Genomic DNA, 15186 nt, shown 5'->3' with positions numbered 1-15186 from the left:
TCCAGAACGACTGAGGAATCACATGTCCAAGCACACCCTCTCCGTCCTGGTCGAGAACAAGCCCGGCGTGCTCGCCCGCATCGCCTCGCTGTTCTCCCGTCGGGGCTTCAACATCGACTCCCTCGCCGTCGGCCCGACCGAGCACCCGGACGTGTCCCGGATGACGATCGTGGTCAACGTCGAGGACCTCCCGCTGGAACAGGTCACCAAGCAGCTCAACAAGCTCGTGAACGTGATAAAGATCGTCGAACTCGACCAGGCCGCTGCGATCCAGCGGGAACTGGTCCTGGTGAAGGTCCGCGCCGACAACGAGACCCGGTCGCAGATCGTCGAGATCGTCCAGCTGTTCCGTGCCAAGACCGTCGACGTGTCGCCCGAAGCGGTGACCATCGAGGCCACCGGCAGCTCGGACAAGCTGGAGGCCATGCTCCGGATGCTGGAGCCATACGGCATCAAGGAGTTGGTCCAGTCCGGCCTGGTCGCCATCGGCCGCGGCGCCCGTTCGATCACGGACCGGTCGCTGCGCGCCCTCGACCGCAGCGCGTAAGCACGCTGTCTCAAACCCTGAAGCAAAAGACCCCACACCGCCGGGACCGAATACGGTGAACGAACCCGGCACCCATGATGCAAGGAGATGTGCCCCCGTGGCCGAGCTGTTCTACGAAGACGACGCCGACCTGTCCATCATCCAGGGCCGCAAGGTCGCGGTCATCGGCTACGGAAGCCAGGGCCACGCCCACGCGCTGTCCCTGCGCGACTCCGGCGCCGACGTCCGGGTCGGCCTGAAGCCCGAGTCCAAGTCCCGTGCCAAGGCGGAGGAGGCCGGCCTGCGCGTCGTCACCCCGGCCGAGGCCGCGGCCGAGGCCGACGTCATCATGATCCTGGTCCCGGACCCGATCCAGGCCGACGTCTACGAGGCCGACATCGCCCCGCACCTGAACGCCGGCGACGCCCTGTTCTTCGGCCACGGCCTGAACATCCGCTTCGGCTTCATCAAGCCGCCGGCGGACGTCGACGTCTGCATGGTCGCCCCGAAGGGCCCGGGCCACCTGGTCCGCCGCCAGTACGAGGAGGGCCGCGGCGTCCCGGCGATCGTCGCCGTCGAGCAGGACGCGACCGGCAACGCCTTCGCCCTGGCGCTGTCGTACGCCAAGGGCCTGGGCGCCACCAAGGCCGGCGTCATCAAGACCACCTTCACCGAGGAGACCGAGACCGACCTGTTCGGCGAGCAGGCCGTCCTCTGCGGTGGCACCGCCGCCCTGGTGAAGGCCGGGTTCGAGACCCTGGTCGAGGCCGGCTACCAGCCGGAGATCGCCTACTTCGAGTGCCTGCACGAGCTGAAGCTCATCGTCGACCTGATGTACGAGGGCGGCCTGGAGAAGATGCGCTGGTCGGTCTCCGAGACCGCCGAGTGGGGCGACTACGTCACCGGCCCGCGGATCATCACCGACGCCACCAAGGCCGAGATGAAGAAGGTCCTCGCCGAGATCCAGGACGGCACCTTCGCCAACACCTGGATCGCCGAGTACAAGGCCGGTCTGCCCAAGTACAACGAGTACAAGAAGGCCGACGAGGACCACCTGCTGGAGACCACCGGCAAGAAGCTGCGCTCGCTGATGAGCTGGGTGAACGAGAAGGCCTGAGCCTTCTCCGACTGTCCGTCTTTGCCGGACCCTTGTTTCGTAGGGCCCTTGTACAAGTAGGCTGCTCTCGTCCGGGTGATTTCGCCGGACGGGAGCAGCCTGGCACCCAGCTCGTCGATACACTCCGAGTGCGCGTCAGGCCCACAGCGTCGTGCGTCTACCTACGCGGCATGCCACCCTCCCCCGCCCTTCCACGCCACCTACGTGCCGGGGGAACCGCAGAGTTAAGGACACACTGTCGTGAGCACTGTGACATCCAAGACCGCCGTCGTTCTGATCGCCGAAGAGCTGTCGCCCGCCACCGTCGACGCCCTCGGCCCGGACTTCGAGATCCGCCACTGCAACGGCGCGGACCGCACCGAGCTGCTCACCGCGATCGCCGACGTCGACGCGATCCTGATCCGCTCGGCCACCAAGGTCGACGCGGAGGCGCTGGCCGTCGCCCGCAAGCTCAAGGTGGTCGCCCGAGCCGGCGTCGGCCTGGACAACGTGGACGTCGCCGCCGCCACCAAGGCCGGCGTGATGGTCGTCAACGCGCCGACCTCCAACATCGTCACCGCCGCCGAACTCGCCTGCGGCCTGCTGATCTCCGTCGCCCGCAACATCGCGCCGGCCAACGCCGCGCTCAAGCAGGGCGAGTGGAAGCGCAACAAGTACACCGGCGTCGAGCTGAGCGAGAAGACCCTCGGTGTCGTCGGCCTCGGCCGGATCGGCGTGCTGGTCGCCCAGCGGATGTCCGCGTTCGGCATGAAGATCGTCGCGTACGACCCCTACATCCAGGCCGCCCGCGCCGCCCAGATGGGCGTCAAGCTGGTCACCCTGGAGGAGTTGCTGGAGGTCTCGGACTTCATCACCGTCCACCTCCCCAAGACTCCCGAGACCATCGGCCTGATCGGCGACGAGGCGCTGCACAAGGTCAAGCCGACCGTGCGCATCGTCAACGCCGCCCGCGGCGGCATCGTGGACGAGGAGGCGCTCGCGAGCGCCCTGCGCGAGGGCCGGGTGGCCGGTGCGGGCCTGGACGTGTACGCCAAGGAGCCGTGCACCGACTCCCCGCTGTTCGGCTTCGACAACGTGGTCGCCACCCCGCACCTGGGCGCCTCCACCGACGAGGCGCAGGAGAAGGCCGGCATCGCGGTCGCCAGGTCGGTGCGCCTCGCGCTGGCCGGCGAGCTGGTACCGGACGCCGTCAACGTCCAGGGCGGCGTCATCGCCGAGGACGTCCGCCCGGGCCTGCCGCTCGCCGAGAAGCTCGGCCGGATCTTCACCGCGCTGGCCGGCGAGGTCGCCGTCCGGCTCGACGTCGAGGTCCGCGGCGAGATCACCCAGCACGATGTCAAGGTGCTCGAACTGTCCGCCCTGAAGGGCGTCTTCGAGGACGTGGTGGCGGAGACGGTGTCCTACGTCAACGCCCCGCTGTTCGCCCAGGAGCGCGGCGTCGAGGTCCGCCTGACCACCTCCAGCGAGAGCCCCGAGCACCGCAACGTGATCACCGTGCGCGGCACGCTGGCGGACGGCGAGGAGATCGCCATCTCCGGCACGCTGGCCGGCCCCAAGCAGACCCAGAAGATCGTCGGCGTGGACGCCTTCGACGTGGACGTGGCGCTCACCGACCACATGGCCTTCTTCAAGTACGAGGACCGCCCCGGCGTGGTCGGCGTGCTCGGCCGCCACCTCGGCGACGCGGGCATCAACATCGCCGGCATGCAGGTCGCCCGTGACGGCGGCGGCGCGCTGGCCTCCCTCACCGTGGACAGCGAGATCCCGCAGGAGGTCCTGTCGGCGATCGCCGCCGAGATCGGCGCCCGTTTCGCGCGCTCCGTCGACCTGGGCTGAACCTGACGCCCCACGGGGCCCGGACCGCCGTTCGAACGGCGGTCCGGGCCCCGCTGCGTTCCCACCGGTCACTCCCGTCTCAGATACTAGGAAATCCAAGTATTCGTGCAGACACCGCCGGGGCGTGGCCTTACCGTGGAAGAGCCATACGGTGTGCCGCCCCTGTAGCCAGGGCGTGCGGCCCGTGTGCGCGTGCGCCTTCACGGGCAGGCGACCCCTGCCTCCGCGCTCCTTCCCGTCGCCCGCCGCCGCCCCGCCCGGGGCAGGCCGCGCGTGGCACCCCCTTCGCCCACCGCTGACCTCCGCAGCGCCGCTTCCAAGGAGCCCGGTATGCCCTCCACCGCCGACCGCCACGCCACGTCCGCCCCCGCCGCCACCCCCGTCCGCGCCCCGCGCCGCCGCCGGGCCGCCGAGCGGAACCCCTTCGCGGCCGCCGCCCTGCAGCGCTCGCTGGACCGCCGGGACAACGGGGGCGCGACCGGCCACCACTGAGCGGCACCGCGGGTGGCGTTCATCGGGCTACTGCTCCGACCGGGCTGACCATCCGTCACTCCGTCGAGTGCAACCCGGGGCCATCCGAGGGAAGTTGCTCGCCCCCACCGGCGCGATCATCCTAATTTGGGGCCCCCGGAAGGGTGATCGGCGTCCGCGCGGGCGGGCGTCAGCGACACGGAGTGCGGATCAGTCCCCCCGGCCGGGGGAGAGGGCCCAGTGCGCCTGCCACCACTTCGCCGACCCGTCGCCCGGATCGGCCTCACCCTGGCCCTGCTGGCCGGGAGCGTCGCCCTCGCCGCCGCCCCGGCGGCCGGCGGCCCACCGTCCGCGGGACCGCCGACCGGCACCCCGCCGGGAGGCGGCCGAACGGCCTCCGTCCTGCTCGAACTCACCACCGAGGCGGCCGGCCCCGCCTGGCGGCGCGCCGCCGACGGAGCCCGGCGGGAGCGGCGCTCCCCCGAGGCCGTCCGCCGCGAGGCCGCGCGGGCCGGCGCCGACCAGCGGGCCCGGGCCGGGGACGCGCTCGACCGGCTCGCCGGGGCCGTCCACCAGGCGGCGCCCGCCGCCCGCGAGCTCTACCGCACCCACACCCTGCTCACCGGCCTCGCCGTCAGCGCGCCCGCCGACCGGCTGCCCGCCCTGCGGGCGCTGCCCGGCGTCCGGGCCGCCCACCCGATCGTCAACAAACGGCGCGACAACGCCCACTCCGTCCCGCTGACCGGCGCCCCGCAGGTCTGGGCCGGCGGCTCCGCGCCGGACGGCGACACCGGCAAGGGCGTGCGGATCGGGATCATCGACAGCGGCATCGACTACACCCACGCCGACTTCGGCGGCCCCGGCACCGAGCAGGCCTTCCGCTCGGTCGAACGCGGCAAGCCCGCGCCGCCCGCGCTGTTCCCCAACGCCAAGGTGGTCGGCGGCAAGGACCTGGTCGGCGACGACTACGACCCCGACCCGAGCTCCCCGAACCACCAGCCGGTGCCGCACCCCAGCGACAACCCGATCGACTGCGCGCGCAACGGCCACGGCACCCACGTCGCCGGCACCGCGGCCGGGTACGGCGTCACCGCCGACGGCCGCCCGTACACCGGGCCGTACGGGCCCGGGCTGGACCCGGCCTCGTTCAAGGTCGGCCCCGGCGCGGCCCCCGGCGCCCAGCTGTACGCGATCCGGGTGTTCGGCTGCGACGGCTCCACCGACCGGCTCGCCCAGGCCCTCGACCTGGCCGCCGACCCGAACGGCGACGGCGACCTCGGCGACCGGCTGGACGTCGTCAACCTCTCGCTCGGCAGCCGCTTCGGCAGCACCGACGACACCGACGCACTGGCCGTCGACCGGCTCGCCGCGCTGGGCACCGTCGTGGTCGCGGCCGCGGGCAACGACGGCGACGCGTACGGCATCGGCGGCAGCCCCGGCACCGCCGCCCGGGCGATCACCGTCGCCGCCTCCGTGCACGGACACGCCGACGTGGACGGCCTCACCGTGCTCGCCCCCGCCGCCCTGGCCGGGGTCGTCCCGGCGCACTGGAGCGCGCGCTACCCGGGCTGGTCCGGCGCCGACGTCACCGGCGAACTCGCCCTGCCCGCCGACCAGTCGGACGGCTGCACCGCCTTCGACGAGGCCGACCGGAAGCGGCTGGCCGGCCGGATCGCCGTCCTCGCCTGGAAGACCGCCGAGGCCGACCGGGCCTGCAACTCCGGCCCGCGCGCCGACCACGCCGCGGACGCGGGCGCGATCGGCGCGCTGTACGCCGCCGACACCGACCACCTCGCCGAGATCGCGGGCAACGACCGCATCCCCGCCGCCCTGCTCGCCCACGCCGACGGCGAACGCCTGCGGCAGGCGGCGGCCGCCGGGCCGGTACGGGTCCGGCTCGCCGCCTCCGGCAACCCGCTGCACGGCTCGGTGGCCCAGGACCAGCCGGCCCGGGCCGACACCCTCACCGACTTCACCTCGCGCGGCACCGGCGTGCCCGGAGTGGTCAAGCCCGACCTGGCGGCCCCCGGCGAGAGCATCTGGTCCGCCCGGGCCGGCAGCGGCGCCGGCGGCCAGCGCGAGAGCGGCACCTCCATGGCAACCCCGCACGTCGCCGGGCTCGCCGCGCTGGTGCGCGCCGCACACCCCGACTGGACGGTCGAACAGCTCAAGGCCGCGCTGATGAACACCGGCGCGGACACCTACCTCGGCGACGGCCACACCGGGCCGGTCTACGGGCCCGAGCGCACCGGGGCCGGGCGGGCCCGGGTCGACCTGGCGGTACGGACGCCCGCCGTCGCCTACGCGGCGGGCAAGGGCGCCGAGGAAGGCGGCGTCGGAGTCTCCTTCGGGCCGGTCGGGATCGGCGGGCCGACGGCGCTCGGGCGGGACATCGAGGTCCGCAACCTCTCCTCCTCGCCGCTGAGTTACCGCACCGGCTACGCGGCGGCCACCGAACTGCCGGGCGCCGCCTTCGAGGTGGCCCCGGCGCGGGTCGACGTCCCGGCGGGCGGCACCGCGCGGGTACGGGTGACGCTGTCCGTACCGGGGAAGTTGGGGCGCGCACCCGACCCGACCATCGACACCGTGCAGGGCGGAAAGGCCCGCAGCTACCGGGGCGAACTCTCCGGCCGGGTGCTGCTGACCCCGGTCGCCGGCGGCGCCCTGCCGCAGTTGCGCGTTCCCGTGTTCGCCGCGCCGCGGCCGACGAGCGACCTCAGGGCGACCGCCTCCGCCCGCACCGCGCACGACGGCGCCCTCGTCACGCTCGGCGGCAGCGCCGCCCCCGGTGCGACGCCCGGGCTGGTCACCGCCCTCGCCCTCGGCGGCCAGGGCGCCCGCTGGGCCGACTGCCCGGCTGGCAGCGGCGCCGCCGTCGGCCCGGGCGCGGGCATCCGGCCGGAGGACGCCGCGGCCGCGCCGGACCCGGCCCAGGAGGTCTGCGCCGAGCACCCCGGTGAGCGGGCCGCCGACCTACGGGCGGTGGGCGCGGCCGTCGACCCCGACCTGCTGTACGTGGGCGCGCAGCTGTGGGCTCCCGCGGCGACCCCGGTCGGCCAGTACGGCGTACGCGTCTCGCTGGACACCGACGGGGACGGCACCACCGACGTCATCCTCAAGGCCGACCGACTGCACGGCAGCGACGTCCTGGTCTCCCGCGCCCTCGACGCCAGGACGGGGGCCGAGCTGGACGTCCAGCCGCTCAACGCCCGCTGGGGCGACACCGACACCGCCCTGCTGGACAGCGACGTGCTCGTCCTGCCCGTCCGGCTGAGCGTCCTGCCCGGTGTCCGGCCGGGGCACGGCACCGTCCACTACGGCGTCTGGACGGGCGTCGCCGTCTCCGGCCTCCCGGACCCGGCCGAGGCCTTCTCCGCCATCGGCCTGCGCGGCACCCGCCCGGCCGTCCCGCTGGACGTCCTGCACCCGGCCCTCACCGCCCGGGCCGGCCTCACCGGCCCCCCGGCGGTGCTGGCTCCCGTCGGCCCGGGCACCGTCCTCGACGTGCACCGCACGGTGGGCGCCGGTCCGGCGCTCCTGCTGCTGCACCACCTCAACCCGGGCGACCGGCGGGCCCAGGTACTGAAGCTGCCCTGACCGCCGCAGCCACGCCCAGGGGCGGCCCGCCGATCGGTACCGGCGGGCCGCCCCTGGGCGTGCGGTCAGGCCCCGTCCGCGGACGCGGCGATCCGGCGGCGCACGCGGCGCGGGGTGTGGGCGGGCCGGCGGCGGGCGAGCCGGGCGAAGCTGGCGACCAGGGCGAGGACGGCGGCGCCGGCGGAGGTGACGACGAGGCCCTCCGAGAGGCCGGGCGGGCGGAAAGAGCAGGCGAGCCGGGAGGCGCCCGGGCCGAGGGGGACGCCGATCATGCCCAGCACCGGGGTGGGGGCGGTGGCCCGGCCGCCGTCGACGGCGCAGCTCCAGCCCTCGGTGGCGGGCACGGAGAGCAGCGCGGTGCCGGTGGAGCCCGCCGGGAGGGTGGCCGCGACGGTGTGCCCGCCGGCCTCGACGCGGGTCGCGCCGGTGGCGGTGAGGCGGGCGACGGCGGCGTCCAGGGCGTCCGTCCGCAGGCAGCCGATCGGGCGGGCCGGGACCTGGCTCACGGTGTCGGAGCGCAGCGTCACCCGGACCACGCCGTCCGCCGGGACGGTCCCCAGCCGGTGGATCGCCACCGCCGTGGTGGGCTGCTCACCGTCACTGCGGTAGTCGGTGCCCAGGCCGCTGACCGTGCCGCGGTACCAGACGCCGTGGAAGTACGCCGTCGAACCGGGCGTGCAGGCGGCGGTGAGCACGGTGCCCTCCCCGCCGGCCGGCACCGACCAGCCGCTGGTGCCGTGCAGGGTGGGCGCGGGCCCGCCGGCCGGGACGGGCAGCGGGGCGTCGTACACCTGGCTGCCCAGCAGCGACTCCTGCCGGGACCAGACCGAGGAGGTCTCCGGGCGGGCGCCCGGCGGCAGCACCGTCACCAGCGGCGGTGCGGCCGCGCGGCCGGGGGTGAAGCCGTACGGCGGCGGCCCGTCGTCCAGGTGCGCGCGGACGCCGAACAGCGCCCGCCCGACCGGGTCGGTGACGCTCGTGGTCTGCCGCCCGCCGGCCGTCCAGCCCGCGCCGAGGTCGTGCAGCAGCAGGGCGGCGACGGTCGGCAGGTAGCTGCTGAAGTAGCCGCCGCCCTGGCCGTTCAGCAGCAGCGGGTCGTTGGTGGTGAAGGCGTGCGGGCCCGGGTCGCTGCGGCCCTGCGGCCAGTCGTCGGCCTCGTGGACGGCGGTGTGCCCGGCCCGGACGGCCGGCGCGGAGACGTCGTCGGAGGGCGCCGCGCCGAGCGCCGCGTACCCCGACCAGACGGCGTTGCCGACCACCGCGGCGCCGATCACCCAGGTCGCGGCGGTGTTCGCCCGGCGGTCGGGGTGCCGGCGGTCGAGGACCCACAGCGCGGTGAGCAGGACGGCGCCGCCGACGGTCAGCAGCACCCAGGTGGCGGGGCGCACGGAGTGCCGGCTCGCCGCCAGCCCGGCGATCACCGCGACCACGGCGGCGCCGCCGAGCAGGGTGAGCGGGTCCGGCCGGTGCGCCAGCGACACCCAGCCGGCCAGCACCAGCAGCCCGCTGAGCACGAAGGCGGCCCGGTACGGCCCGCCGGCCGGGATCGCCAGGCCGTGCCAGACCAGGACGGTCGGGGTCCACACGAAGCTGAGCACCACCAGCACCAGCACCGCGCACCAGACCGCCCGCTCCCGGATCCGCACCCGCCGGTTGAACGGCAGTCCGCACACCAGCAGCAGCCCGAACAGGCCGATCGCCACGTCCGGCAGCGGGCGCCCGCCGTGCGTGGCGGGCAGCAGCTGGGCGAGGTGGCCGCCGATCCCGGACGGGCCGAGCGGCTGCACCGGGGACTCGGGCTGCGCGCGCCGCGCGGCCCGGACCGCGACGAACAGCACCGGGGAGGCGAGCAGCACCCCGACGGTGGCCATGGTGACGGCCCGGCCGGTGGTCCGGACCCGGTGCCGGAACGGCCGCGGGGTGGCGAACAGCCGGATGGCGAAGAGTAGCCCGGCGATCAGGGTGGCCAGGGCGGCGGTGTACAGGTTGCCGACCCAGGCGAGGGCGACGCACAGCGAGCCGGCCACCCAGCGGCGCTCGTGCAGGCACCAGTCGGCGGCCATACCGAGCAGCGGCAGCGAGACCAGGCCCCAGAGCCACATCGGCGCGGCCCCGCCGACGTCCAGCACCCAGGCGCACAGCCCGTACCCGACGGCGGCGAGCACTCGCAGCCGGCGCGGGCCCGGGTGGACGCGGCCGAGCAGGTGGGCCATCAGGGCGGTGCCGAGGCCGATGGTGGCCAGGGTGACCAGGAAGACGGCGAGCGGGCCCTGGTCGCGGGGGAGGAGCGCGGCCGGCCAGGAGAACGGGTTCATCAGGTAGGCGAAGAAGTCCGCCAGGAACGGGACGCCGTACCCGCTGTTCCAGTTGAACAGCAGGTCCCCGGCGGCCTCCCCGTGCAGCAGGTCCCACAGGTGGGCGTGGTACGGCACGGCGACCGCCTCCACCCCGGCCGGCCACCGCCCCTGCAGCCCCGCCGCCAGCGCGTACCCGCCCGCCGCCAGCCCGGCCGCGCCCCCGCAGACCAGCACCTCCCGCCGCTGCTCGGCCCTCACCCACGCGCCCCGTTCTGCCAGTGACCCCGGATCCCGCCACCCTAAGCGCGCCCCCGGCGCGGATCCGATCACCCGCGCCCCCTCAAAGGGGTGGCGCCCGAGGAGGCTTTGCCGAGTAGCGGCCGTGGAGGTGGTGTCCGAGGAGTCGCAGGAGCGTGACCGCGACACCAAGCCGCGGAAGTACGCTGCGGCCGGCATCCTGCACTTCTGGCGGGTGGAGAGCGATGACGAGGGCCGCCCCGTCGTCTACGTGTACGAGCTGGACCCGGCCACCAGGGCCTATGGCCTGACCGGGATCCACCACAAGCAGCTGAAGGTCGATCAGCCGTTCCCGGTCGAGATCGACCTGACCTGACCTGATCCGTCCGAATGATGGACGCGAGGTGTCAGTCCCTGGACGGCGGAGTAGGGTCCGAGCATGTCTCGCACCATTCGTCTCGCAGTTGTCCCGGGTGACGGCATCGGCCAGGAAGTGGTGGCCGAAGGCCTCAAGGTCCTGGGCGCCGTGCTTCCCGCCGATGTGAAGCTGGAGACCACCGAGTTCGACCTCGGGGCCCGGCGCTACCACCGGACGGGGGAGACGCTGCCGGACGACGTGCTGGCGGAGCTGAAGTCGTACGACGCGATCCTGCTGGGCGCCATCGGCGACCCGAGCGTCCCGTCGGGGGTGCTGGAGCGGGGGCTGCTGCTGAAGCTGCGGTTCGCCTTCGACCACCACATCAACCTACGTCCCGGGCGGCTGTTCCCCGGGGTGCAGTCCCCGCTGGCCGGTGAGCCGGAGATCGACTTCGTGGTCGTCCGCGAGGGCACCGAGGGCCCGTACGTCGGCAACGGCGGCACGCTGCGCACCGGGACGCCGCAGGAGGTGGCCACCGAGGTCAGCCTGAACACCGCGTACGGCATCGAGCGCGTGGTGCGCGACGCCTACCGCCGGGCCCAGGCGCGGCCGCGCAAGAAGCTCACCCTGGTGCACAAGAACAACGTGCTGGTGCACGCCGGGCACCTGTGGACGCGGATCTTCGCCGAGGTCGGCAAGGAGTTCCCCGAGGTCACCACCGACTACCTGCACGTCGACGCGGCGACCATCTTCTTCGTCACCCAGCCCGAGCGCTTCGACGTCATCGTCACCGACAACCTGTTCGGCGACATCCTGACCGACCTGGCCGCCGCCGTCACCGGCGGGATCGGCCTGGCCGCGAGCGGCAACATCAACCCGAGCGGCGAGTTCCCGTCCATGTTCGAGCCGGTGCACGGTTCGGCGCCGGACATCGCCGGCCAGGGCAAGGCCGACCCGACCGCCACCGTGCTGTCGGTCGCCATGCTGCTGGAGCACCTCGGCCTCGCCGCCGAGGCCGCCAAGGTCGAGACCGCCGTCGCGGCGGACCTGGCCGAGCGCTCCGGCACCCGCAGCACCGCCCAGGTCGGCGACGCGCTCGCCGGCCGAGTATCCGGGTAGCGGGCCGGATCCGAAAAGCGGGGTCCGGGTAGCGGGCCGGATCCGAAAAGCGGGGTCCGGGTAGCGGGCCGGATCCGACAGCGGAGTTCCGGCTAGCGGGCCGGACCGACAAGGTTTCCGGCCAGGTGGGCCGGACCGCATAACCACAGCTTGCAGCTCTCAAAGGAGCGGGCAGCTGTTCGGCACGGCCCTCTGGATGCGAGTATCGACAGTGGGCCGTGCCGTCGTGCGTTCATTCCGGCGTTCGATCGCCGAAACGTTCATTCGATGGTGGTGGCCCGGACCAACCCCACGGTGAAGGAAACAGCCATGAGCACGCCCACCCAGGCGCCCATCACGTTCGACCTCAAGCCCTCCGCCCACCCGCTGCCCGCAGCGGAGCGACAGGCCCGGCTGACCAACCCCGGCTTCGGCCGGGTCTTCACCGACCACATGGTCACCATCCGCTGGACCGAGGGCGTGGGCTGGCACGACGCCCAGCTGGCGCCGTACGCGCCGCTGGAGATCGACCCGGCGAACATGACCCTGCACTACGGCCAGGCGATCTTCGAGGGCCTCAAGGCCTACCGCCAGGCCGACGGCTCCATCGCCACCTTCCGTCCGGAGGCCAACGCCGCCCGCTTCCAGGCCTCGGCCCGCCGCCTGGCCATGCCGGAGCTGCCGGTCGAGACCTTCGTCGAGGCCGTCGAGCTGCTGGTGCAGCAGGAGCAGGAGTGGGTCCCGAACGAGCCGGAGCAGAGCCTCTACCTGCGTCCGTTCATGTTCGCGACCGAGGTCGGCCTGGGTGTCCGCCCGGCCAACTCCTACCTCTTCATGATCATCGCCTCGCCGGCCGGCGCCTACTTCCAGGGCGGCATCAAGCCGGTCTCGGTCTGGCTGTCCAAGGAGTACGTCCGGGCCGCGCCCGGCGGCACCGGCGCCGCCAAGTGCGCGGGCAACTACGCCGCCTCGCTGGTCGCCCAGGCCCAGGCCGCCGAGAAGGGCTGCGACCAGGTCGTCTGGCTCGACGCCGCCGAGCACCGGTGGGTCGAGGAGATGGGCGGCATGAACCTGTACTTCGTCTTCGGCGAGGGCAAGGACGCCAAGATCGTCACCCCGGAGCTGTCCGGCGCCCTGCTGCCCGGCATCACCCGCGACTCGCTGCTCCGGCTCGCCGCGGACCTCGGCTACGCCGTCGAGGAGCGGAAGATCTCCACCGACGAGTGGCAGCAGGCCAACGCCGACGGCACCCTCACCGAGGTCTTCGCGTGCGGCACCGCCGCCGTCATCACCCCGGTCGGCTCGGTCAAGTCCGCCGCCGCCGACTGGACCGTCGGCACCGGCGAGCCCGGCCCGATCACCATGGAGCTGCGCAAGGCGCTGCTGTCGATCCAGGGCGGCCAGGCCCCCGACACCCACGGCTGGCTGCACAAGATCGTCTGATTCCGCGGACTGCCCGCACCGCCCCCGGCCTGCCCCGTTTCGCATCGCGAGACAGGCGGGCCGGACCCGGTCGGGCTGTGCCAGACTGCCAGCGTGTCCTCGCTTTCGCTGATTATCGGCAGCAGGCGCGCCGGTCCGCAGTGACCGCTCCCGCAGGACCCGATGCGGGGCGACCACGAGCGTCCAGACCCGCGCGCAGACCTCTCGCACCCGCGAGGGGTCTTTTGCTTTTCGGGCACGGCCCCACGAACACCGTGGGAGCGGCCCGTAAAGCACAGCCACCCGGACCGGCCGAGAGCCCCCACGAAGGGCTCGGGGACACCGGGGCCGCGCGCGAGATCCTGGACAGTGGAGCCGGGACCAGAAATCCGGCCAGAGCAGTACGAACCTCCACGAACGGAGCACCAGGGGTCATGACCGAGGTCAGCCGTACCGACGACAGTTTCCACGTGTTCGACACCACGCTGCGCGACGGCGCCCAGCGCGAGGGCATCAACCTGACGGTGGCGGACAAGCTGGCCATCGCCCGGCACCTGGACGAGTTCGGGGTCGGCTTCATCGAGGGCGGCTGGCCCGGGGCCAACCCGCGTGACACCGAGTTCTTCGCCCGCGCCGCCGCCGAGCTGGAGCTGGCCCACGCCCAGCTGGTCGCCTTCGGCGCCACCCGCCGGGCCGGCGGCCGGGCCGCGGACGACCCGCAGCTGGCCGCGCTGGTCAACTCCGGCGCCCCGGTGGTCACCCTGGTCGCCAAGTCGCACGACCGGCACGTGGAGCTGGCGCTGCGCACCACGCTGGACGAGAACCTGGAGATGATCCGGGACAGCGTCGAGTTCCTGCGCTCCCGGGACCGCCGGGTGTTCATCGACTGCGAGCACTTCTTCGACGGCTACCGGGCGAACCGCGAGTACGCCCTGTCGGTGGTCCGCACCGCGCACGAGGCCGGGGCCGACGTGGTGGTGCTCTGCGACACCAACGGCGGGATGCTGCCGGCCGGCGTCCGCGAGATCGTCGCCGACGTCCTGGCGCAGACGGGCGCCCGGCTCGGCATCCACGCCCAGGACGACACCGGCTGCGCGGTGGCCAACACCCTGGCCGCGGTGGACGCCGGCGCGACCCACGTGCAGTGCACCGCCAACGGCTACGGCGAGCGGGTCGGCAACGCCAACCTGTTCCCGGTGGTCGGCGCGCTGGAGATCAAGTACGACCGCCGGGTGCTGCCCGAGGGCCGGCTGGCCGAGATGACCAGGATCTCGCACGCGATCGCCGAGCTGGTCAACCTGGCCCCCTCCACCCACCAGCCGTACGTCGGCTACTCGGCCTTCGCCCACAAGGCGGGCCTGCACGCCTCCGCGATCAAGGTCGACCCGGACCTGTACCAGCACATCGACCCCGAGCGGGTCGGCAACACCATGCGGATGCTGGTCTCCGACATGGCCGGCCGGGCCTCCGTCGAGCTCAAGGGCAAGGAGCTCGGCTACGACCTCTCCACCGACCGCGACCTGGCCGGCCGGGTGGTGGCCAAGGTGAAGGAGCAGGAGAACCTCGGCTACACCTACGAGTCCGCCGACGCCTCCTTCGAACTGCTGCTGCGCGACGAGGTGCGCGGCAGCCGGGACCGCTTCTACACGCCGGAGTCCTGGCGGACCATCAGCGAGCAGGGCCCGAACGGCATCTCCGGCAACGAGGCGACCGTCAAGCTGTGGGCCAAGGGCGAGCGCCGGATCGCGGTGGGCGAGGGCAACGGCCCGGTGAACGCGCTGGACCAGGCGCTGCGCACCGCGCTGGAGGGGATCTACCCGCCGCTGGCCACCTTCGAGCTGGTGGACTACAAGGTCCGCATCCTGGAGGGCCAGCACGGCACCGGCTCCAAGACCCGGGTGCTGATCGAGTCCACCGACGGCACCGCCACCTGGTCCACCGTCGGCGTGGCCGACAACGTGGTCGCCGCCTCCTGGCTGGCGCTGGAGGACGCGTACACCTACGGCCTGATCCGGGCCGGGCTGGAGCCCACCGAGTAGCCGGCGCCCGGCACGACGTGCACGACGTGAGGCCTATGGACCCGAAAGTCCATAGGCCTCAAGCGCGTTCGTCACCGGTGCGTCACCGCAGCCGGGCGAGGAGGGCGTGTTCGACGAGGGTGATGAGGGCGCTCTTGGCGCTGTCGCGGCGGCGGGCGTCGAGGGTGATGACGGGGGTGTCGGCGCCG

Annotated in this window: 9 protein-coding genes and 2 pseudogenes; 9 read left to right on the top strand and 2 right to left on the bottom strand. The window is 73.6% G+C overall.

Annotated elements, in window-relative coordinates; all coding sequences use genetic code 11:
- Positions 1-22: 22 nt before the first annotated feature.
- From ilvN to OP86_RS14110, 5 genes are all read left to right on the top strand, one after another.
- On the top strand, positions 23-547 hold the full coding sequence (gene ilvN, locus OP86_RS14125) for an acetolactate synthase small subunit (protein WP_030057405.1): 525 nt from the start codon (positions 23-25) through the stop codon (positions 545-547).
- Between the two features lie 97 nt (positions 548-644).
- Positions 645-1643, top strand: coding sequence for a ketol-acid reductoisomerase (gene ilvC, locus OP86_RS14120; protein ID WP_030057404.1), 999 nt, complete (start codon positions 645-647; stop codon positions 1641-1643).
- 249 nt (positions 1644-1892) lie between these two features.
- The gene (gene serA / locus OP86_RS14115; protein ID WP_033331896.1) at positions 1893-3479 is read left to right on the top strand and encodes a phosphoglycerate dehydrogenase; all 1587 of its coding nucleotides are present in this window, start codon (positions 1893-1895) and stop codon (positions 3477-3479) included.
- Between the two features lie 330 nt (positions 3480-3809).
- A complete protein-coding gene (locus OP86_RS37165; protein ID WP_167344205.1) occupies positions 3810-3971 on the top strand; it encodes a hypothetical protein in 162 nt (53 codons plus the stop codon).
- Between the two features lie 219 nt (positions 3972-4190).
- Positions 4191-7547: a S8 family serine peptidase gene (locus tag OP86_RS14110; protein WP_051830075.1), complete on the top strand. Its 3357-nt coding sequence runs from the start codon at positions 4191-4193 to the stop codon at positions 7545-7547.
- A 65-nt stretch (positions 7548-7612) separates the two neighbouring features.
- Here OP86_RS14110 and OP86_RS14105 read toward each other — a convergent pair whose 3' ends face one another.
- The gene (locus OP86_RS14105; protein ID WP_199815141.1) at positions 7613-10102 is read right to left on the bottom strand and encodes a YfhO family protein; all 2490 of its coding nucleotides are present in this window, start codon (positions 10100-10102) and stop codon (positions 7613-7615) included.
- 55 nt (positions 10103-10157) lie between these two features.
- On the opposite strand from OP86_RS14105, the pseudogene OP86_RS35830 reads away from it, so the two are divergent.
- The 4 genes and pseudogenes from OP86_RS35830 to cimA all read left to right on the top strand — a co-directional run.
- Positions 10158-10457, top strand: a pseudogene (locus OP86_RS35830) (Uma2 family endonuclease); the annotation flags it as partial.
- A gap of 63 nt (positions 10458-10520) precedes the next feature.
- The gene (locus OP86_RS14095; protein WP_030255069.1) at positions 10521-11558 is read left to right on the top strand and encodes a 3-isopropylmalate dehydrogenase; all 1038 of its coding nucleotides are present in this window, start codon (positions 10521-10523) and stop codon (positions 11556-11558) included.
- Between the two features lie 309 nt (positions 11559-11867).
- Positions 11868-12980: a branched-chain amino acid aminotransferase gene (locus OP86_RS14090; protein ID WP_030057395.1), complete on the top strand. Its 1113-nt coding sequence runs from the start codon at positions 11868-11870 to the stop codon at positions 12978-12980.
- A 413-nt stretch (positions 12981-13393) separates the two neighbouring features.
- Positions 13394-14998, top strand: a complete 1605-nt coding sequence (gene cimA, locus OP86_RS14085; RefSeq protein ID WP_030057394.1) for a citramalate synthase — start codon at positions 13394-13396, stop codon at positions 14996-14998.
- 82 nt (positions 14999-15080) lie between these two features.
- Here cimA and OP86_RS14080 read toward each other — a convergent pair.
- Positions 15081-15186: pseudogene (locus OP86_RS14080) on the bottom strand (ATP-binding protein); the annotation flags it as partial.

Source organism: Streptomyces novaecaesareae, from assembly GCF_000716875.1.
In the GTDB taxonomy this organism is placed as follows: domain Bacteria; phylum Actinomycetota; class Actinomycetes; order Streptomycetales; family Streptomycetaceae; genus Kitasatospora; species Kitasatospora novaecaesareae.
This window is presented reverse-complemented; position numbering and strand designations above follow the sequence as displayed.

What these genes read in the sequence shown, in the direction of transcription:
- ilvN (WP_030057405.1), top strand. Translation starts at nt 23, where the DNA reads ATGTCCAAGCACACCCTCTCCGTCCTGGTCGAGAACAAGCCCGGCGTG.
- cimA (WP_030057394.1), top strand. Translation starts at nt 13,394, where the DNA reads ATGACCGAGGTCAGCCGTACCGACGACAGTTTCCACGTGTTCGACACC.
- OP86_RS14095 (WP_030255069.1), top strand. Translation starts at nt 10,521, where the DNA reads ATGTCTCGCACCATTCGTCTCGCAGTTGTCCCGGGTGACGGCATCGGC.
- OP86_RS37165 (WP_167344205.1), top strand. Translation starts at nt 3,810, where the DNA reads ATGCCCTCCACCGCCGACCGCCACGCCACGTCCGCCCCCGCCGCCACC.
- OP86_RS14090 (WP_030057395.1), top strand. Translation starts at nt 11,868, where the DNA reads ATGAGCACGCCCACCCAGGCGCCCATCACGTTCGACCTCAAGCCCTCC.